General features: G+C 47.5%; 18 protein-coding genes. 4 read left to right on the top strand and 14 right to left on the bottom strand.

The window, feature by feature from the left end; all coding sequences use genetic code 11:
• Positions 1–29 precede the first annotated feature (29 nt).
• Positions 30–1,052 (top strand): GGDEF domain-containing protein, encoded by a 1,023-nt coding sequence (locus EQP46_RS08260; protein ID WP_129493189.1) that lies wholly within the window; start codon positions 30–32, stop codon positions 1,050–1,052.
• 43 nt (positions 1,053–1,095) lie between these two features.
• Here the strand turns inward: EQP46_RS08260 and EQP46_RS08255 are convergent, their stop codons facing one another.
• Complete coding sequence (locus EQP46_RS08255; protein WP_129493188.1) at positions 1,096–1,695, bottom strand: DUF924 family protein; 600 nt, start codon at positions 1,693–1,695, stop codon at positions 1,096–1,098.
• Positions 1,696–1,925: 230 nt separating this feature from the next.
• Between EQP46_RS08255 and EQP46_RS08250 the strand changes: the two genes are divergently transcribed.
• Complete coding sequence (locus EQP46_RS08250; protein ID WP_129493187.1) at positions 1,926–2,354, top strand: HIT domain-containing protein; 429 nt, start codon at positions 1,926–1,928, stop codon at positions 2,352–2,354.
• A gap of 72 nt (positions 2,355–2,426) precedes the next feature.
• On the opposite strand, the gene EQP46_RS08245 is transcribed toward EQP46_RS08250, so the two are convergent.
• The 5 genes from EQP46_RS08245 to znuA form a co-directional block, all read right to left on the bottom strand.
• Positions 2,427–2,651, bottom strand: coding sequence for a FeoC-like transcriptional regulator (locus EQP46_RS08245; RefSeq protein ID WP_129493186.1), 225 nt, complete (start codon positions 2,649–2,651; stop codon positions 2,427–2,429).
• The gene (gene feoB, locus EQP46_RS08240; RefSeq protein WP_129493185.1) at positions 2,648–4,930 is read right to left on the bottom strand and encodes a Fe(2+) transporter permease subunit FeoB; all 2,283 of its coding nucleotides are present in this window, start codon (positions 4,928–4,930) and stop codon (positions 2,648–2,650) included. Before feoB ends, EQP46_RS08245 begins: the two co-directional genes overlap by 4 nt.
• A complete protein-coding gene (locus EQP46_RS08235; RefSeq protein WP_192545488.1) occupies positions 4,920–5,153 on the bottom strand; it encodes a FeoA family protein in 234 nt (77 codons plus the stop codon). Before EQP46_RS08235 ends, feoB begins: the two co-directional genes overlap by 11 nt.
• A gap of 474 nt (positions 5,154–5,627) precedes the next feature.
• Positions 5,628–8,402, bottom strand: coding sequence for an AraC family transcriptional regulator (locus EQP46_RS08230; RefSeq protein WP_240671684.1), 2,775 nt, complete (start codon positions 8,400–8,402; stop codon positions 5,628–5,630).
• A gap of 332 nt (positions 8,403–8,734) precedes the next feature.
• Entirely contained in the window at positions 8,735–9,640 is a 906-nt protein-coding gene (znuA, locus tag EQP46_RS08225; RefSeq protein WP_129493182.1) for a zinc ABC transporter substrate-binding protein ZnuA, read from the bottom strand.
• An 81-nt stretch (positions 9,641–9,721) separates the two neighbouring features.
• Between znuA and znuC the strand changes: the two genes are divergently transcribed.
• Both znuC and znuB read left to right on the top strand, forming a co-directional pair.
• On the top strand, positions 9,722–10,480 hold the full coding sequence (znuC, locus tag EQP46_RS08220; protein WP_129493181.1) for a zinc ABC transporter ATP-binding protein ZnuC: 759 nt from the start codon (positions 9,722–9,724) through the stop codon (positions 10,478–10,480).
• 1 nt (position 10,481) lies between these two features.
• Positions 10,482–11,267, top strand: a complete 786-nt coding sequence (gene znuB, locus EQP46_RS08215) for a zinc ABC transporter permease subunit ZnuB (protein ID WP_129493180.1) — start codon at positions 10,482–10,484, stop codon at positions 11,265–11,267.
• A 90-nt stretch (positions 11,268–11,357) separates the two neighbouring features.
• Here znuB and sucD read toward each other — a convergent pair whose 3' ends face one another.
• The 8 genes from sucD to sdhC all read right to left on the bottom strand — a co-directional run bounded on the left by sucD (position 11,358) and on the right by sdhC (position 20,887).
• Positions 11,358–12,230, bottom strand: coding sequence for a succinate--CoA ligase subunit alpha (sucD, locus tag EQP46_RS08210; RefSeq protein WP_102258744.1), 873 nt, complete (start codon positions 12,228–12,230; stop codon positions 11,358–11,360).
• Entirely contained in the window at positions 12,230–13,396 is a 1,167-nt protein-coding gene (sucC, locus tag EQP46_RS08205; protein WP_129493179.1) for an ADP-forming succinate--CoA ligase subunit beta, read from the bottom strand. The genes sucD and sucC overlap by 1 nt, the downstream gene beginning before the upstream one ends.
• 96 nt (positions 13,397–13,492) lie before the next feature.
• Positions 13,493–14,707: a 2-oxoglutarate dehydrogenase complex dihydrolipoyllysine-residue succinyltransferase gene (odhB, locus tag EQP46_RS08200; RefSeq protein WP_129493178.1), complete on the bottom strand. Its 1,215-nt coding sequence runs from the start codon at positions 14,705–14,707 to the stop codon at positions 13,493–13,495.
• A 28-nt stretch (positions 14,708–14,735) separates the two neighbouring features.
• Positions 14,736–17,546: a 2-oxoglutarate dehydrogenase E1 component gene (sucA, locus tag EQP46_RS08195; protein WP_129493177.1), complete on the bottom strand. Its 2,811-nt coding sequence runs from the start codon at positions 17,544–17,546 to the stop codon at positions 14,736–14,738.
• A gap of 114 nt (positions 17,547–17,660) precedes the next feature.
• On the bottom strand, positions 17,661–18,371 hold the full coding sequence (locus EQP46_RS08190) for a succinate dehydrogenase iron-sulfur subunit (RefSeq protein WP_017008828.1): 711 nt from the start codon (positions 18,369–18,371) through the stop codon (positions 17,661–17,663).
• A gap of 15 nt (positions 18,372–18,386) precedes the next feature.
• The gene (gene sdhA / locus EQP46_RS08185) at positions 18,387–20,153 is read right to left on the bottom strand and encodes a succinate dehydrogenase flavoprotein subunit (protein WP_129493176.1); all 1,767 of its coding nucleotides are present in this window, start codon (positions 20,151–20,153) and stop codon (positions 18,387–18,389) included.
• A complete protein-coding gene (gene sdhD / locus EQP46_RS08180) occupies positions 20,154–20,501 on the bottom strand; it encodes a succinate dehydrogenase, hydrophobic membrane anchor protein (RefSeq protein WP_017008826.1) in 348 nt (115 codons plus the stop codon).
• Complete coding sequence (gene sdhC / locus EQP46_RS08175) at positions 20,495–20,887, bottom strand: succinate dehydrogenase cytochrome b556 subunit (RefSeq protein WP_129493175.1); 393 nt, start codon at positions 20,885–20,887, stop codon at positions 20,495–20,497. Before sdhC ends, sdhD begins: the two co-directional genes overlap by 7 nt.
• Positions 20,888–21,202 lie beyond the last annotated feature (315 nt).

Genomic DNA, 21,202 nt, shown 5'->3' with positions numbered 1-21,202 from the left:
TAGCTTTGACATGGAAGTGAGAATCAGGAATGAATGAATATGCTTTGATTGAAGCCACAAGGGTGTTTAAACGCGCAGTGCCTTTGATGGTGAAATATAAAGTGCCAACCACACCACACTACTTTTCGCTGTGGTATGCCTATTGTGCTGGCACCCACCCAGCCCTTAACCGCGCCCTTGATGCCATCGTTAAAAAAGAGGGACTTTGCACCGTCGAACACTGTGACGATTTTATCGAAACGTATTTGCTTGACGACGCAACAAAAGAACTCGATACCTTCCGCCAGAAAGTACAAGACTTAGCCGCCGATCTTGGCAGCAGCATGGATACGACCATGTCCAACACTGAAGAGTTTCAGGACATTCTGAACTCATCCGTGACCAAGCTAGAAGACGTGAAGAACCGCGAACTTCAAGGCAAAGAAAGCAAAAAAATCACCCACGATCTTTTACAAGGTTCGCAAGATTTGCTGGCCGCGACCGAGCAGTATCAACTGCATGTTAAAGCACAACGTACCGAGATCGACCAACTCAAACAGCAGTTGGAAGACTACCGTAAACAAGCCTCCCATGACGCCTTAACAGGCTGCCTCAATAGGCGCGCCTTTGATCTGGCACTCGCTGAGCACGTTCACAATAACAATGGCGTGTGTCTTATCATGGTCGATATCGATCACTTCAAGCTGTTCAATGACGAGTTTGGCCACCAAATGGGCGACAGTGTCCTCAAGATTGTGGCGAATAAGCTCGAACAAAATATGCAGGAAGTGGCGACTGTTTATCGATATGGCGGCGAAGAGTTTTCCGTGCTGGTTACGGATGTTTCGATTAAAGGGGCTTGGTTAATTGCGGAGAAAACACGCAAAGCCTTGGAGCGACTGTCTGTCACAGACAAGCGTTCTGGCCAGAAAATAAACTCCATTACTGCATCATTTGGTATTGCTGCTTTAGGGGAAGGTGAAGAAAGCGCTTCTTTATTGGCAAGAGCAGATGAGCAGTTATATAAAGCGAAAGAAAATGGGCGAAACCGTGTCATGCCCGGTTTTCGTTAACAATTGAATGTAAATCAGATATCGAGGTTTGGCGAGCGCATCACTACTGTCCAAACCTCGCGCCACCATCTGCCAACCATTGGATTTCATCTTCTGTCGACAAACGTCCTAGCGATGCATTTCGGTGTGGGAAACGCCCAAATCGCTTCACGATGTCATGGTGAATTCGCGCGTGGCGATAGAAATGTTCGAACATTCCCTCAAGTCCAGGCCCTGCACTTTCACACAATTGGCTGTACCGAAAAAGCGCTTCTTCTTGATCTTCCAGATGCTCTGAATGCTGCAAAGGCATGTAGAAAAACGCGCGTTGAATCAACGGAAGCTGTTCATCTTGCGCACTTGCAAGCCCACGCTTACACAGCGCTAACGCAAACTCATCATAACGAAATGCAGCACTCAATCCGCGGTAAATATTGCGGCTAAACTGATCTAAAAGAATGATATTGGCTAATGAGCCCTCGGGAGAATCAAGCCACTGCGCAAAACGCCCTTCCCCTGCCATGCTCACGTAGGGTAAGAATCGCTCTCGGATAATATTGTCCGTTTCACCCTTTCCTCGGAACCACAGCGACTGGCGTTCATCATCGGATTGAGGCGCATCTGCATCCCCAAACCAAAAATCTAAAACCTCTATATAATCCATCCCCGTACCTCGTGATTATTCACGCCCAATGCCGATATTTTTAGCCTAATAGCTAATCAAACAGCTCGGTGTGTAATTGCCAACACAAGGTTACGTTTTGTGATTGTTACAAGACAATTACGCAAGATGACGTAACGCGCGACGACGATAGTTTTATCTGAGTCATCGGTTTACATTACTGGTAATCCCAAGTAGCTTTTTGAACAATCCTTCATTTAAGAGAAAACAACATGGCATTCGAATTACACCCACGTCTTGCTGCAGATACCAGTTGGATTGGCGACTTCCCTCTTTGCCGTCTTTTACTGATTAAAGAAGCTATTGGTCCTTGGTTTATCCTCGTTCCGAAAATCGCTGAACTGCGAGAAATTCACCACCTCAGTGATGCTGACCAACAGCAACTTATGCGTGAATCGAGCTTGCTGGCCAGCATCATCGAAAAAGAAACGAACCCAGAAAAAATGAACGTGGCAGCGCTTGGGAACATGGTGCCTCAGCTTCACATTCACCATATCGCACGATTCACGACAGACGCAGCGTGGCCAAGTCCTGTTTGGGGGAATACACCGGGTAACTTGCGTTCTGAGGAAGAACAATCAGCGGAAGTCGAGAAATGGCTAGCAATTTTCGCGTCTCATCCAGAGTTTACTGCCGCATAATGTGGTTATTCGCGGAACATGACGCCGCGAAGCATAAGACACAAAAAAAGCGCGGTTTCCCGCGCTTTTTTGTCATTGGATAACGGTGATCCCAAACTCGTCATTGGCTAACCAGATATACCGTCGCTCTGATTTACCTTGTCGGTCCGATACGATGGTCTTCACCCTGCCTTTTTTCACCCAAACAGACAGCATGGCATCAACACCATCCTCTGAAAGGTTAAAGGCTTTCGCCAATTCAGCTTGGCTACATTTAGGGTGTGCCTCAATGTACTGTTTAAGATCAGTCAGAATCATAGTGTTGCCCAGCGCTGTGTTTTCTCACGCTTGGCATAAACGCCTAATCCAACAATGCTCAGTAGCATCACAGCAATGCTTGCCGCTATCCACAACATGCTGGTCACCGGCGACAATGAGAAAGCAAGCACTTGGTAGCACAAGGTAGCTGCAACAACCGCTAGCAACATCGTCCAACTAGCAATGAAAGCAGAGAACGCACGACCAAATTCGCGAACATAAGCACCCATTGCGGCAACACATGGTGTGTAGAGCAGAATGAACACGAGGTAAGCGAAAGCGCCAGCCGCAGAGAAGTTCACGTTCAAGTTAGCAAAGATGCTCAAATCTACGCCTTGATCTTCCGCGACTGTCTCTTGGTCGGGCAAATCACCCACATCAATGCCCAATGGGTCTGCAAAGTTAATTCCTAACAAGTTTTCAGGAATGCTTTGCACGGCTTCTTGAAGGCTGCCCGCAAGATCATACTCAGCACTTTCTTCATCAGACGGTGAGGCATACAGGTTGTTCAACGTACCTACCACGGCTTCTTTCGCAAAAATGCCCGTGATAATACCCACCGTTGCTGGCCAGTTATCTTCTTGAATACCAATAGGTGCAAAAATAGGTGTAACGATTTTCGCGGCTTCCGACAACACTGACTGTTCTGAATCTTGGTTACCAAAGCTTCCATCTGTACCAATCGAGTTGAAGAAACTCAGAATGGTGACCACGACCACGATGGTTTTACCCGCACCAAGAACAAAGCGCTTGAGTTTGTGCCATGTTTTGAGCATCACATCTTTTAAGCGTGGTAACTCATAGCGTGGCATTTCCATGATCAAGGCTTCGCTATCACCTGGGAACAATGTACGGCGTAACACCATGCCCGTAAAAATGGCTGCTGCAATACCCATAAGGTACAGAAGGAAGACTATGTTTTGACCTTGTTCAGGGAAGAACGCGGCTGCAAACAACGCATAAACAGGAAGCCTTGCGCCGCAAGACATGAAGGGAGCCATTGCGGCTGCAAGTCGACGTTCCCTTTCTTGATCAAGGGTTCGGGTTGCCATGATGGCTGGCACATTACAGCCAAAACCCAACACCAATGGCACGAACGCTTTACCCGGAAGACCGACTTTCTGCATGAATTTGTCGAGTACAAAGGCCGCACGCGCCATGTAACCAGAGCTTTCTAGCAAAGACATGAACAGGTACAAACACGCAATGACAGGAATGAAGGTGGCGACCGTTTGAATACCGCCGCCAACACCATCAGCAATGATAGTCACCAACCAAACAGGCAGATGGTTATCGAGCAGGTAATGTCCACCATCCACCAACACTGCGCCAGTACTGATATCGAAGAAATCAATAAATGCGCTGCCGATATTAATAGAGAACATAAACATCAGGTACATCACCACAAAGAAGAGTGGCAACCCTAACCAACGGTTCAGCAATACATTGTCGATGGCATCCGTCACGCGTTCCGTTAACGGGAGATCTTGCTGTTTACACTGATGACAAATATCCGCAACGCGCGAATAACGCACGTCTGCGATGACCAAATCCGTATCTGACTTTCGGCTTGCTTCAGTGGTAATGTGCTTCACGTTTGCTTGAGCATCAGCCAAAAGCTGATTCAACAAAATAGCATCACCTGCAAGCAAACGAATCGCTGCCGCGCGCTGATACGCAATCTCGGTGTCTTTTAGAGATGCTGCAATCGCCGAGATGGCAGATTCGATATCGCCGCCATATTGAATAGACAGTGGTGAACACGCTTGGGCTGGTTGAATTTGTTTTGGTAGTGCCTGTTTGAACGATTCAACATCATCCATCGAGGTTGCCGTCACGGTAAGAACAGGGCAGCCAATCGCTTCAGATAACACATCAGTATTGATGGAGAAGCCTTGCTGCTGCACAACATCCATTTTATTCAACACCACCACCATTGGGCGGCCAAGCTCTCTCAGCTGAAGCGTTAAATAGAGGCTGCGTTCTAAACTGCTGGCATCAAGAACATTGACGATAAGATCGCTTGGGTGCGAGAAAAGTGCGGTGATCGCAATGGATTCATCAAGACTGTTTTCACCGTCAGCGTTATCTAATGTGTAGATACCTGGCAAATCGGTGATCAGAAAACTTTCTTCACCTATGTGTGCTTGCCCTGTTTTTTTATCTACTGTCACCCCAGCCCAGTTACCAATTTCTTGGCGACCACCGGTCAAGCGGTTAAACAGCGTCGTTTTACCCGAGTTAGGGTTGCCGACAGTGAGTAGTTGCTTACTTTGCATCGTTCAATACCTCAATATTCTCTGCAAGGCTTAAACGAAGCGCGATATCGCAGCCACGAACTCGAACCTGAATAGGGTCACCCATAGGGGCGATGCGCACCACGGTCACTTGTGTATCAGGCAATAACCCCATCGCCATCAGTTTTTTTCGCGGAATGACCGGCACGTTCGCAAGCGACGTTACGCGACCCGAGAATCCCGGTTTGAGCTCAGCTAGCTTCATAATCACAACCAAAATGAGAATCATATACATTTGCGACTAAAGTATTGCAAAATGTTTCTTATATAAAGTTGTTTTTGATCAACAAACGAACCGTTTAGAGAGATAAGCCAAAGACAACAAACGTTAAAATCGTCAAATTCATGTCATTCAAACCCGTAAAACTGTCAGAAAAACGGACACTTGAGTGAGATTTTGTTTCCACAATCTTTCGATGGATTACGTTGTTTTCCGTTAATTTCGTTAAAAACCAGAGAAATGCATCCATTAAGCCCCCTAAAAATTTAGAGGCGCCACAAAAAAAACTAAGCTTTTTAATCGGAATGAAATAATGGCGGGAAATTACTATCTGCGGGGAAGGGGAAACCGCTTTAATGGATTCATCTAATCGAAACAAATTCCAGACGGTGTGTGGTTACCCACACACCTCCGGCAGCAAGCGAAGGTGTCTTTGACACCCGTGGTATAGCTTGGCGGCTATACCACGCTCTTTTTTTTCTCTATCCCTTCTTTATTTTTATCTTCTTTGAACTGCGAAGGTGTGCAGTTGTATTTTGCTTTAAACGATTTGGCAAAATAAGATGGCTCATTGAAACCACATGCAACAGCAACATCAGAAATCTTATCTCCCTGGAGCAACATGCAACTTGCCTGTTCCAGTCGCGTCGCGATTAACGCTTCCTTAAACGTACACCCAAACTCTACTTTAAAGCGCCGTTGAAGACTTCGCTCTGAGATAAATAGCGCTTTTGAAAGGATAGACGGTGAATATTCGGGATCATGGAAGTGGCTGCCAATATGCTCACTCACTGATGCTCGCCATTCGCGGGACTCATCGAGCTGATCTTCATGATGTTCCGTTCCTCCCTCCTGCTCGTCCAACAACGCAGCTTCCTCAAGCGACGGCAGCATTTGCGGCAAAGGGAGATGACAATATTCTTCTCTGCGTGGCGGTGTTACCTCAACAAAGTGCTGCTGCTTTGCAATTGTCGCCACTTTCTTATGCACCGTCTCTCTGAGTTGCCTATTTTGCGCCTTAATAATCATTGTACGTTTTCGAGCAAAAAGGTAACCAACGCCCCCCATCAACAGCATAAAGCTAATGTAATACCACGGGTTATAGAACCAAGGAGAGTTGATTGAAAAGGACAACAAGGTCACTTCACGTTCAGGATCTGTGCGCGTAGGACTTTTAATAATAAGGGCATAACGCCCGGGCTCGAGAGAATCAAAGACCAAACGTTGATCTTGCGTACTGTACCAGTTACCAGCACCACGCCCGTCGAGGCGATATTGGAGCTCCTTCCGGTTTCCGAATGGCATTAGGCCAACGTCCACCATCAATGCACTTTTGCTTGAAAATGCTAAGGGTTCACTATGTTTAGACCCTAAACGCCAAGGTTTTCCATCAACAAACAACGCACCGATACTCGCTTCAAACACTTCCCGTTCAAACAAATCGCCCATTGTCTGAAGATCAAATGAAAACACCCCCCAATCACCAGCAAGCGCGAGAGTGTCATCACTGAAATAGCAATGGTGTGGCAGTGTTGACGTTTGATTGAACTGGTTTGCGTTGTAAGAAACAGCAGCAGTACCCGTTAACGTCGGCAGTTTTCGTAACCCCTTACTGGTCACCAATAGCGCTGCATCGTCGGTGAGCGAAAGACACCGTGTTCGCTCTTCAGCACTATTAAACATGACAGGTTCAATACCCACGGCAGATGGCTTATGCAAACGACGATAAACGCCTCGATTCGACAATACCCACAGATAACCATTGCCGTCAGCCTCCAAGCTTTGAACAGCACCAATTTGTTCGCGGGACACTACTTTATTAAAAGCACCATCATAGAAATGAAAAATACCGTTGGTCGTGCCTAGCCAGATTCCCTCATCATCCAAGTCAACCAATGCATGTAGACGTGTATTTTCGTCACTTGCCCATTCATTCCCGTAATTAACGATGGTTTCTGTTTTTGGCCAATAGCGATAAACACTGTTTCCCACAGTGACCCATAGCGAATGAGAATCTGCAATCACGCTATCAATTGGCTGACGAGTAAACATCGACGGCACGCGCCAACGCTCTTCTTCAAAAGTGGCTGATGAATACGCATAGAGACCCGATGATGCAGCTACCCAAAGGGTGCTATCGAGTCTATCCATACTTTCGACGACAATGTTTAATGTGGCAACACGCTGCTTTTCAAGTGTGCTAGAAGACAGCGCAATCAGTGTATTTCTTACGCTCATTAAATAACTGTCATTGTCTCTTTCTAAGCCACTTACACGGTCTTCACCCATTGCTTCACGTATATCATGGAGCGGAAACCGCGCAATGTTGATGGCAATGATAGAACGATAGTTTAGCGCCTGATCAGTCGCGACCCATAAGTCGCCATTGTCGGCGATTTCAATGTCGTAAACGTTTTGCCCAGCAAAGCCGTAAATGTCGTCCGGGTTATTCTCGATTTTTTTAAATTGAGCCGATGAGTAGTCAAGTTGTTGGCTCAGGCGTAAGCCATCTCGCCCTCCAACCCAAACGCCTTCTTCGTTTACATTGATGCTCGAAATGGCTAAATCGCTAAGCAGCTTTCCTGCCAAATGCCAAGGTTGCGATGCTTTACCCTTTGCAGCCGTTAGTTCATTGTGGTGCAAAACGAACACACCTTCACGGGTACCCACCCATATGGCGTCATCAACATTTTGTACGGCCGTCATTGACGTATGTGAAAACAAGGACGTGGACATGTTGTCAGCAAAATAGAGTTCGTGATCTTTTAGAAAATACGTGCGCGTTTGCGTGGTGAAAATTCTTGATACGGGTTGGCTAAGCATCGTTTCTGGCAATCGCTGGCCTGCTTGAAAAGCAACAACGGCGTTATCCGTGGAAACCCAAAGGCGTTGTTTAGTCGCGATGATTTGGGCAGGACCATCAATGTCATGCTTTGTTAGGGTGTTTTCATTTTGATTGTATTCGTACAATTCACCGTCTGCGACTAACCACAACCCGCCATCAAAGACTTCAATACAAGACACAGGCTTAGATAACGCTGGGACAAACGCTTCAAGTAAATGAAAGTGGACGCCATCGTAATAGCTGACCTTTCCTGCCGTATCGAGCAACCACATCCCTGAGTCGCCAACCGATTTAATGGATTCAACGGAGGTCGTATCGTTCGGTTGCTGAAAAGGAAATGCATAAAAAATAGGATCAGCGAACGATACACGCGCAGCAATCAGCAGCATGAACGCAATAAAGTACCTGAAAAAAGTTCGAGCAAGCAAAAGGCGAGGCATTGAGACTACACCACTGTAAAGACGTGATTTTGGTACGTTAGATTTTCTCAGTTTTTATTTACCGCCAATTGAAGGTGATTCATTATTGCAACAACGATCACATAAACAAAACAGCATTGACCGCTATTTAAATGACGTTGGTGTGTAAGAAGTGATGCAACGATCTAAGGATCGCTGTCGTTGAGGTAGGATGGCTAAAGTGAAAATAAAAAAGCGCCAAACTCTCGGTGTTCGGCGCCTTCATAGACAGAGCGATTTTGTGCCTCAAAGAACAAAATGAATCAGTGCTGGAAACACGCCAAATAACTCGAGCCAAGAGACAGTAGAAAGTCTTTGTAACCTTGCGTCGCCAAGTCAATGTCTTGCGCCATCGGATCAAGTTCTACCAATTTAACCCCAGTTCCTTTGGTCACACTCTTTATGAGTGAAGGATTAAACTGAGGTTCAGTAAAAACACACTGTGCTTCTTTGTTCTGCAGTGTTGTGCGAATGGTCACCAAGGTTCTTGCCCCCGGTTTACGCTCAGGATCGACGGTAAAGTGCCCTGTTGGAGAGAGACCGAACGCACTTTCAAAGTACCCATAAGCATCGTGGAAAAGAAAATAACCTTTGTTTTCAATCGATGCAAAGTCATCCGTTAATGCCTGCTGTGTTTGGGATACTTCAGCTACAAATTTGTCGTAGTTGTTTTTGTATTCAGCGGCGTTTTTCGGATCTTTTTGCGACAAATCTTCCAGAACCGCAGTTGCAATCACTTTACTTTGTTCTGGGCCCAACCAGATATGTCCATCGACACCTGAGTGATCATGGCCATGATGAGCGTCATGGTCATCATGTCCTTCTTCGTCACCATAATACATGACGGGCATGCCTTCATAATTGGTTAGCTGAAGCGCGCTCTTTTGCGTTAATAGCATTTTTTCTAGGAACAATTCGAGCTCAGGCCCCACCCAAACCACCATATCCGCCGTTTTCAGTTTTTTAATGTCGGAAGGCTTCAACGCATAGTCATGTGGCGACGCATTCGATGGCAACAGAACATCAACGTTGGCTTTATCACCAGCAATATCGTTCACGATCAAGGCTAGCGGTTTAATGGTAGTAACAATGGATAATGGGGATGCTGAAACAGCACAAGTAACAACCAAGCTAGCGATAGCGAGGAGGCGGGGAAGATTTAATCTCATAATTGTTCCGACGGTTGGTGATTTGATCGTGACGCAAAGTGTTATAATATAACACTTCCTTTTAAACATCATGTCGAATTTATGTCCGCACCTCTTGTTACACTCGATAACGTTTCCGTCGTGTTTGATGGCAGAAGCGTTCTGGACAGGGTTACGTTTTCCCTATACAGAGACAAAATCACCACGCTTATTGGTCCCAATGGTGCAGGAAAGTCGACACTGGTCAAAACGGTTATAGGCCTAAACAAACCCACGGAAGGTAGTGTTGATCGCAGCCGCAATGTGAAGATTGGTTATGTTCCTCAGAAACTTCACCTTAACGATGCGCTGCCGCTTCGCGTAGAGCGCTTTCTAAAACTAAACCCTTATGCAACATCCACGTCGATTAACGAGGCATTGTCGCTCGTGGGCGCAACCAAGTTGCTCAATGCAAACATGCACACGCTGTCCGGCGGTGAAACGCAACGCGTTTTGCTGGCGAATGCCGTGCTCAAAAAGCCTGATTTACTGGTGCTTGATGAGCCGGTACAAGGTGTTGATGTCACCGGGCAGCTCGCACTATACAGCCTGATAGCCAAGCTAAAAGCCAAACTGCATTGTGGCATTTTAATGGTCTCTCATGACCTGCATCTTGTGATGGCAAAAACCGATGAGGTTATTTGCTTGCAGCACCATATTTGCTGCTCAGGTGCGCCTGATTCAATATCATCACACCCAGAATATGTTGCAATGTTTGGTCGCCAAGAAAGCGAACAGCTCGCCTTGTATCACCACCACCATAATCACGACCACGATCTATCAGGCAACCCTGTTGGTCCTTGCCAGCACGGAGACCACTAAGATGCTTGAGTTTTTAACCATCCCGATTCTTGCGGGCATTTTGATTGCAGCCGCTGTCGGCCCGCTTGGCTCATTCGTTGTTTGGCGCAAAATGGCATACTTCGGCGATACCTTAGCGCATGCCTCTCTTTTGGGCTTATCACTGGGGTTCATTTTTCAAGTGAATTTGAATGTCGCCCTAATTGCTAGCTGCTTACTGATCGCCATGTTGCTGGTTGGCTTGCAGCGAAAAAGCAGCGTATCGACCGATACGCTCCTTGGCATTATCGCGCATACTTCTCTCTCTTTAGGCTTGGTCTCTATCAGCTTGGTCGATGATTTACGCGTCGATCTCATGGCTTATCTATTCGGTGATTTGCTGTCTGTTTCGAGCACCGATTTAGGCTGGATCGCCCTTGGCTGCGGATTGGTCACGCTTACGCTGATCAAGATGTGGCGCCCGCTTCTCGCTATTACCGTTAATGAAGAGCTTGCGCGCGTGGACGGATACAATGTGGATCGACTACGCCTAATCCTGATGCTCATGGTCGGATTGGTCATTGCCATTGCGATGAAGTTCGTGGGGGCGCTGATCATCACTTCCTTGATGATTATCCCAGCAGCGACCGCGAGGCGTTTCTCCACCAGCCCTGAAAAAATGGCGATGCTTGCCAGCGTAATCGGCGTGCTCTCCGTCCTTGGTGGTATCTCACTGTCTTGGCTTGAGGACACCCCTGCAGGGCCTTCAGTGGTGGTGTTTGCTGGTTTACTGTTTTTTCTTAGCCAATTCCGCCGACAAGTGGAATAAGCCAACACGTCCTATTAAGCACATAAAAAAACCGCTCATGAGAGCGGTTTTTTATTTCTCAGCGTATCCGAAGACAGCGCGTTAGCTGTATTACCAGCCCGTGCTCTCGCGAAGTGCTTTGCCGATGTCAGCAAGGCTCTTAACGGTTTTCACGCCAGCAGCTTCTAGTGCCGCAAATTTGTCTTCCGCAGTACCTTTACCACCAGAGATGATCGCACCTGCGTGACCCATACGCTTACCTGGAGGTGCTGTAACACCTGCAATGTAAGAAACGACAGGCTTAGTGACGTTCTCTTTGATGTATGCAGCCGCTTCTTCTTCTGCAGTACCACCGATTTCACCGATCATGACGATCGCTTCAGTCGCAGGATCTTTCTCGAACATTTCTAGAACGTCGATGAAGTTTGAACCTGGGATTGGGTCACCACCGATACCTACACAAGTAGATTGGCCGAAACCTTCGTCAGTTGTTTGCTTAACAGCTTCGTAAGTCAAGGTACCTGAACGCGATACAATACCTACTTTACCTGGCTTGTGAATGTGGCCTGGCATGATACCGATCTTACACTCGCCTGGAGTGATAACACCTGGGCAGTTAGGACCGATCATGCGAACGCCAGCTTCGTCTAGCTTCACTTTCACTTCTAGCATGTCCAGTGTTGGAATGCCTTCAGTAATGGTGACGATAAGCTCAACGCCTGCATCGATAGCTTCTAGGATTGCATCTTTACAGAATGGTGCTGGTACGTAGATAACTGATGCCGTTGCACCCGTTGCTTCTACCGCTTCAGCCACTGTGTTGAACACAGGAAGGCCGAGGTGTGTTGTGCCGCCTTTACCAGGAGAAACACCACCTACCATTTGCGTACCATACTCAAGCGCTTGCTCAGAGTGGAACGTACCTTGGCCACCGGTAAAACCTTGGCAAATAACTTTAGTATCTTTATTGATCAAAACAGACATTATTTGCCCTCCGCTGCAGCAACAACTTTATCAGCTGCTTCAGTCAGTGAGGTCGCAGCGATAATGTTCAGGCCGCTATCGGCCAATTTTTGAGTTCCAAGTTCTGCGTTGTTACCTTCTAGGCGAACAACAACAGGTACCTTAACGCCTACCTCTTCAACCGCACCAATGATGCCGTCTGCAATGAGGTCACAACGTACGATACCGCCGAAGATGTTCACCAAAACGGCTTTTACATTATCGTCAGATAGGATGATTTTGAATGCTTCGGTTACACGCTCTTTTGTCGCGCCGCCACCAACATCCAAGAAGTTTGCCGGGCTGCCACCATGCAGGTTAACGATATCCATAGTACCCATTGCAAGGCCAGCACCGTTAACCATGCAGCCAATGCTTCCGTCTAGAGCAACGTAGTTCAGTTCCCACTGAGCTGCGTGCGCTTCACGTGCATCATCTTGGCTAGGATCGTGCATTTCACGCACTTTTGGCTGACGGTAAACTGCATTGCTGTCGATAGTCAGTTTTGCATCTAGGCAGTGCAAGTTGCCTTGGTCAGTGATAACCAATGGGTTAACTTCTACAAGTGCAACATCACGCTCGATGAACAACTTAGCGATGCCCATAAAGATCTTGGTGAATTGCTTGATCTGGTCGCCTTGCAAGCCAAGTTTGAATGCAAGTTGACGACCTTGGTATGGCTGAGGGCCTACCAATGGATCAATCGCTGCTTTGTGGATCAGTTCCGGCGTTTCTTCCGCAACTTTTTCGATTTCCACACCACCTTCCGTTGATGCCATGAAGACAACGCGACGCGTGCCACGGTCAACAACCGCACCAAGGTAAAGTTCCTTCGCGATGTCAGTGCAATCTTCAACCAAGATTTTGCTTACCGGCTGACCGTTTGCATCCGTTTGGTAAGTCACCAGGTTTTTGCCCAACCAGTTTTGAGCAAACTCTTTGATTTCTTCTTTTGTGCTAACAAGCTTTACGCCGCCCGCTTTACCGCGACCACCAGCGTGTACTTGGCATTTTACAACCCACTTGTTGCCGCCAAGCTTGTCTGCAGCTTCCGCTGCTTCTTGAGGAGTGTCACAAGCATACCCTTCTGATACAGGCAGCCCGTATTCAGCAAACAGCTGTTTTGACTGATATTCGTGCAGATTCATGATGTTCTATCCGTGTCTGTTTTCCATTTTATAGGTCTAATTTGCTTTCCACACAGGGGACGTCATGCCCCCTGTTACCGACAGAAGCCGGACTACTTATACGTCAAGCAGCAAACGCGTTGGGTCTTCTAAAAGCTCTTTGATGGTAACCAAGAAACCCACAGACTCGCGTCCATCGATTAAACGGTGATCATAAGAAAGAGCAAGGTACATCATTGGTAGAATCTCAACCTTGCCATCCACTGCCATTGGACGCTCTTGGATCTTGTGCATACCAAGAATTGCAGCTTGTGGTGGGTTGATGATTGGCGTCGACATCAATGAACCAAAAACGCCGCCATTGGTGATAGTAAAGTTACCACCGGTTAGATCATCAACGGTTAACTTACCGTCACGACCTTTAAGTGCCAATTCTTTGATGCCCTTTTCAACGTCTGCCAAACCAAGACGGTCGCAGTCGCGAAGCACTGGCGTTACCAAACCACGTGGGGTTGAAACGGCCATGCTTACATCAAAGAAGTTGTGATAAACGATATCATCACCATCGATAGATGCATTCACCTCAGGATAACGTTTCAGCGCTTCTACAACGGCTTTCACGTAGAAAGACATAAAGCCCAAGCGGATACCATGACGCTCTTCAAACACATCTTTGTATTGCTTACGAATGTCCATGATTGGTTTCATGTTCACTTCGTTGAACGTTGTCAGCATCGCAGTGCTGTTCTTGGCTTCGAGTAAACGCTCTGCAACACGCTTACGAAGACGTGTCATAGGAACACGTTTTTCACTGCGGTGACCAAGAGATGGTGTGTCGTCTTTTGCTTCTTGCGCAGGCGCTGCTTTTTTCGCACCACCTTGCTTCAGGAACGCGTCCACGTCTTCACGTGTAATACGACCACCCACACCCGTGCCTTTCACCTGCTCTGGCTGCAGATCATTTTCTGCGAGTAGGCGGCGAACGGCTGGGCTTAGTGACTCGTTTTGCTCTTCGCTCAAAGACGCCGTGTGGCGCTTATCAGGAGAAGCTTCTGAAGAAGCGGTGGTGTCTTTCGTTGGTTCACCAGCTACAGCACCTGCTTTGATTTTCGCAAGCAGCTGCTTAGAAAGTACCGTTGCACCTTCTTCTTCGATAATGGCTTCCAACACACCAGCTTCAGGTGCAGGCACTTCGAGAACGACTTTGTCGGTTTCGATATCAACAAGCACTTCGTCACGTTCAACGGTGTCGCCCGGCTGCTTGTGCCAAGTTGCAACTGTCGCATCCGCAACAGACTCAGGTAGGTCGGGAACCAGAATTTCGATTGTCATATCGTTATTTTCCTTAGCTTTCTAGTTCTTAATTCAGGGTAAGCGCGTCTTCAATTAACGCTTTTTGTTGTTTTAGGTGCACCGACATATAGCCCACTGCTGGCGATGCTGACGCAGCGCGCCCTGCATAGCTTAAGGTGGCATCCGCAGGAATTGCTAAGCGGAAGTTATGTTGGCTGCTGTACCAAGCACCTTGGTTTTGAGGTTCTTCTTGGCACCACACAAAGTCTTTTGCATTCACGAATTGGCTAATCACAGCTTGTAAGTCCTCTTTCGGGAACGGGTAAAGCTGCTCAATACGCACAATCGCGACGTCTTTGATTTCTTCTTTGCGTCTGGTTTCTAGCAAGTCGTAGTAAACCTTACCGGAACACAGCACCACGCGCTTCACTGCTGCTGGATCAAGATCATCAACTTCGCCAATCGCGCTTTGGAAATTGCCGTTAGCAAGTTCATCAAGCGAAGACGTACAAAGTGGATGACGCAACAATGATTTAGGAGACATCACAACAAGTGGACGACGCATAGGGCGAAGCACTTGGCGACGGATCATGTGATAAATCTGTGCAGGTGTCGACGGTACACACACTTGCATGTTTTGCTCTGCGCAAAGCTGCAAGTAGCGCTCAAGACGTGCAGATGAGTGCTCTGGGCCTTGACCTTCATAACCGTGTGGAAGCAGCATGGTCAGGCCACACATACGGCCCCACTTCTGCTCACCAGAGCTGATGAATTGGTCGATAACAACTTGCGCGCCGTTTGCGAAGTCACCAAATTGTGCTTCCCAAATCGTCAAGCCGCCTGGCTCAGCAGTGGTATAACCGTATTCAAACGCCAATACCGCTTCTTCCGACAACACAGAGTCAAACACTTGGAATGGCCCTTGTTTGTCATGAAGGTTAGATAGCGGGATGTAGGTGCTCGCATCCGTTTGATTGTGCAAAACAGCGTGACGGTGGAAGAAGGTTCCACGGCCTGCGTCTTGACCACTGATACGAATACGCTTGCCTTCATCAACCAAGGTTGCATAAGCGAGCGTTTCAGCCATACCCCAATCGAGTGCTTTATCTCCATTCACCATCGCAAGGCGATCGTTATAGAGCTTATTAACACGACTGTGCAATTTGTGGCTTTCAGGGTACTTACAAACTTGATGTCCGAGTTCTACCAAACGCGTCATGTCGAAGGTATTTGGCCATTCGATGGTCCAATCATGACCAAGGTATGGAGACCAGTCGACAGAGTGAAGCGCCATTGGGCGATACTCTTTAACAACGTGCTCACCGCGATCGAGTGCATCGCGATACTCATTGATGAGGTAGGTTGCTTTCTCAATGTCAGCGACATTTTGATCAGCTAGCACATCGGCATAAAGTTTACGCGGCGTTGGGTGTTTTTTTATTTTCTGGTACATCAGAGGCTGAGTCGCATTTGGCTCATCAGCTTCGTTGTGACCATGGCGGCGATAACACACCAAATCGATAACAACATCGCGCTTAAACGTATTTCGGTAATCCAGTGCAAGGCGAGAAACAAACGCAACTGCTTCAGGGTCATCCGCATTTACGTGCAGAATTGGCGCCTGAACCATTTTCGCGATGTCAGTACAATATTGCGTTGAACGCGTATCGTGCGGGTTAGACGTCGTGAAACCAATCTGATTGTTTACAACAATGCGAATGGTACCACCCACGCGATAACCACGCGCTTGTGACATGTTGAAGGTTTCTTGAACCACACCTTGACCTGCGATTGCAGAGTCACCGTGAATAGAAATAGGAAGGACAGTAGAGCCGTCTTTATCACCGAGGCGATCTTGACGTGCACGCACAGAACCAATCACCACAGGGTTTACGATTTCTAAGTGAGATGGGTTGAATGCCATCACCAAGTGAACATCGCCACCTGGTGTTGCAAAGTCACTTGAGAAACCTTGGTGATATTTCACATCACCTGTACCCCAAGTTTCATCATGCTTGCCGGCGAATTCGTCGAAAAGCTCAGAAGGCTTCTTACCTAGAACGTTAACCAACATGTTCAAACGACCACGGTGAGCCATACCTACGACGACTTCACGTGCTCCATTTGCACCTGCTTGGCGAATGATTTCCTTCACCATCGGGATGAGTGCATCACCACCTTCTAGAGAGAAGCGTTTCGCGCCAGGGAATTTCGCACCAAGATAGCGCTCAAGACCTTCTGCCGCTGTTAGCTCTTCAAGAAGTGTGATTTTTTCATCTGTTGAGAACTCAGGCTGACCCACAACAGATTCGATACGCTGCTGGAGCCAACGCTTTTCTTCGGTATCTGTAATGTGCATGTATTCCGCACCAACAGAACCACAGTAGGTTTTGTTTAACGCTTCATACAAATCGGCGAGTTTCATGCTCTCTTGCCCAATAGCAAAAGAACCGACGTTGAACGTCTCTTCGAAGTCATCTTCGTTGAGAGAGTGGAATGACGGATCTAAGTCAGGTACACGGTCGCGTTGCCAAATACCTAAAGGATCCAAGTTTGCTTGTTGATGTCCTCGAAAACGGTAAGCATTGATAAGCTGCAATACTTTAACCTGTTTTGCGTCTACATCTGGGTCACTGACTGAGGCACTATGATGCGCTGTCTCGGTAGCGAGTCTACGGAAATAATCACGAACTCTGGAGTGGGCTTGCTCGGGTGCTTTTCCATTCACAACGGGCAATTCATCGAAAATTGCTCGCCATTCGTTTTCAACAGACTCGGGGTCACTGAGGTACAGTTCGTAGAGGTCTTCTACGTAAGTTGCATTGGCGCCAGCCAAATGAGAAGACTCAAGCCAAGCCTTCATCACGCCATTTTGCATTGTTATCCCTTAACCACTTAGTTATATGTGTTGCAATGCCTGGGGACTAACCGGGCTCCTTTTAAGCTCCCCTTTCGAGGAGCTTAAATCTAGATTTTGTATCAATTCGGCGGCTTAGACAGCTCGTTTGAGCAGCATTGATCGAATATGACCAATTGCTTTTGTCGGATTAAGCCCTTTAGGACAAACATTTACACAGTTCATAATGCTATGGCAACGGAAAACACTAAAAGCGTCGTCCAGATCTGATAAACGTTCGTCCGTTGCAGTGTCTCGGCTATCGATAAGCCAGCGGTATGCCGCCAAGAGACCTGCAGGTCCGATAAACTTGTCTGGGTTCCACCAAAACGAAGGGCAAGACGTTGTACAACATGCACACATGATGCATTCATACAGCCCGTCAAGGTGTGCACGATCATCCGGAGATTGCAGATTTTCACGCGATGGTGGTGTGCCGTCGTTAATCAAGAACGGCTTCACGCGCTCGTAGTTCGTGTAGAACTGCGTCATATCGACAATCAAGTCACGCACAACGGGTAGACCAGGTAATGGTCGGATAACAATGCTGGATTTGTCAGTCAGTGCTGACAACGGCGTCACACACGCCAATCCATTCTTACCGTTCATGTTAATGCCGTCAGACCCACAAACCCCTTCGCGACAAGAGCGACGGAATGCGAGCGTTGCATCTTGTTCTTTCAACAAGATCAAAGCATCTAGCACCATCATGTCCGAGCCGTCTGGCACTTCAAGGGTGTACCCTTTCATGTGCGGCGCGTCATCAACATCCGGGTTGTAACGATATACAGAGAAATTCAGTTTCATAATTATCTACCTCCCTTAGTATGTACGCGCTTTAGGCGGGAATGTATCACGATGAATAGGTTCCATGTTTACATCACGCTTCGTCATCGCTTCAGTTTCTGGGTTGTAGATGGTGTGGCATAGCCAGTTCTCATCATCACGCTCTTGGAAGTCAAAGCGAGCGTGAGCACCACGGCTTTCTGTACGGTAGTTAGCCGCAACAGCCGTTGAGAATGCTGTTTCCATCAGGTTATCAAGCTCTAAACATTCAATACGCTGAGTATTGAACTCGCTAGAGGTGTCATCCAAGCGCGCTTCTTTTAGGCGCTCACGGATAACTTTAAGTTCTTCCAGTCCTTTCGCCATAGCGTCACCTTCGCGGAATACCGAGAAATTGTTCTGCATGCAAGACTGAAGATCTTTACGAATTTGAACAGGGTCTTCGCCTTTCTGCGTTGAATTCCAACGATTTACACGAGCAAGAGATGCTTCGATATCAGATTCAGACGCATCACGCGCTTCGACTTGAGCAGCCAACGTTTCACCAAGGTGTAGACCGGTCGCACGACCAAATACCACCAAGTCGAGCAATGAGTTACCGCCCAGACGGTTTGCACCGTGAACCGATACACTCGCAATCTCACCACACGCGAACAGACCTTGAACTTCAACATCGTTGCCGTTCGGATCTTGCTTGATGGCTTGACCTGAAATTTGCGTTGGCACGCCACCCATCATGTAGTGACAGGTTGGAATAACAGGGATGGGTTCTTTAATTGGGTCAACGTGAGCAAAGGTACGAGACAATTCAAGAATGCCTGGTAGACGAGCTTCAAGAACGTCTTTACCCAAGTGATCAAGTTTCAATTTAATGTGTGGACCCCAAGGACCTTCACAGCCACGGCCTTCACGAATTTCAACCATCATTGAACGTGCAACAACGTCACGACCAGCAAGGTCTTTCGCGTTTGGTGCATAACGTTCCATGAAGCGCTCGCCGTCTTTGTTGAGAAGGTAACCACCCTCACCACGACAGCCTTCTGTTACCAGAACGCCTGCGCCTGCAATGCCCGTTGGGTGGAATTGCCACATTTCCATGTCTTGCATTGGCACGCCTGCACGCAATGCCATACCTACGCCGTCACCCGTGTTGATGTGGGCGTTGGTTGTAGATTGATAAATACGGCCTGCACCACCTGTAGCAAGAACGGTTGCTTTCGCTTTGAAATAACAAATTTCGCCGCTTTCCATGTCCATCGCCGTTGCACCGACCACGGCACCGTCTTGGTTTTTAACCAAATCAAGCGCATACCACTCAGAAAAAATCGTTGTTTTGTTTTTAATGTTCTGTTGGTAAAGCGTGTGAAGCAATGCGTGACCTGTACGGTCAGCTGCTGCTGCGGTACGTGCTGCCTGCTCACCACCAAACGCCTTTGACTGACCGCCAAATGGACGTTGGTAGATGCTGCCATCTTCGAAACGAGAGAATGGAAGACCCATTTTTTCCAATTCGATGATGGATTGAGGACCTGTTTTACACATGTACTCAATCGCGTTTTGGTCGCCAATGTAATCAGACCCTTTTACGGTGTCATACATGTGCCATTCCCAGTTGTCCTCATGGGAGTTACCCAGAGCAACGGTAATACCACCTTGCGCAGACACAGTATGCGAACGCGTTGGGAAAACTTTGGATAGCAGTGCACAAGATAGGCCCTGCTCAGAAATTTGAAGTGCAGCACGCATACCTGCGCCGCCCGCACCAATAACAATTGCGTCGAATTCTCTTACTGGAATACTCACTTACACACCCCACAAAACGAAAAAGCCGGTCAACAGATAGACGAACAGCAAAGCAACGATACCGAACTGCATCAGCGCACGAAGCAGTGTTGGCTTGATGTAATCAGTCAATACCTGCCACATGCCGATCCATGCATGGATGAGCACGCAAACAAGCGCCAGCATGGTGAAGACTTTGTTGCTCGTTTGGCTCCAGAATTCGAGCCACGTCTGGTACGTTAGCTCAGGGCCAAATGCAAAAAATCCCACCATATAGAGGGTATAAAGAGTCATTATGATGGCAGTCGCGCGGATCAAGATAAAATCATGAACCCCGTTTCTACCGAAAGAAGATACATGTCCTACCATACTAAAATCCCCGCTAAAACAGATAGAAATGCGGTTACGCCAAACGCAACTTGTGCACTTAACGTGCCTGTTTCAAGTTCTTCGAAATACTTCATGTCCATCAAAAGGTGACGGATACCACCAACGATGTGATACGCCAAAGCAGTGAGAATGCCCCACAGAATAAATTTGGCGAAGAAGCTATCTACGAAGCCTGCAGCAGACTCGAAACCACTTGGGGAAGAAAGGGATAGGCTTAAAAGCCATAGTAGGATGGCAACCGATATAAAGGTGATTACACCCGATACACGGTGCGCTATAGACGCGATCGCTGTGATAGGGAAGCGAATGGTCTGGAGGTCGAGGTTTACCGGTCTTGGCTTTCTTACTTTCACGATATGGCCCACTCAGCTCCATTGAGCATTTATTGTTATAACACTCCCTGGTATCACATCTTGCGACAGCGCTAGACTTACAACATCTTGGTCACGTTTACGGACTCTACTGCTATTTACTGCAGTTCATGCGCCGTTTTACGCAGAAAAAATATCGAATTGAGCCCCGAAACGCCTCGGCTTTGTGTAATATCCAGAGACCTGCGGCAGAGTATATGCCCCGTAACATTTAAACACAAACCAATAAAATTGACGGAAATCCCGAAACAGAGCATTAACTTAAACTGCACATATTTTTTATACTTGCGCGCACCCGACAAAGTTCAC

Origin of the sequence: Enterovibrio baiacu (assembly GCF_004120195.1) — a bacterium.
GTDB lineage: Bacteria > Pseudomonadota > Gammaproteobacteria > Enterobacterales > Vibrionaceae > Enterovibrio > Enterovibrio baiacui.
Note: the sequence above shows the minus strand (reverse complement) of the source record. Positions and strands in the feature narration are given on the sequence as shown.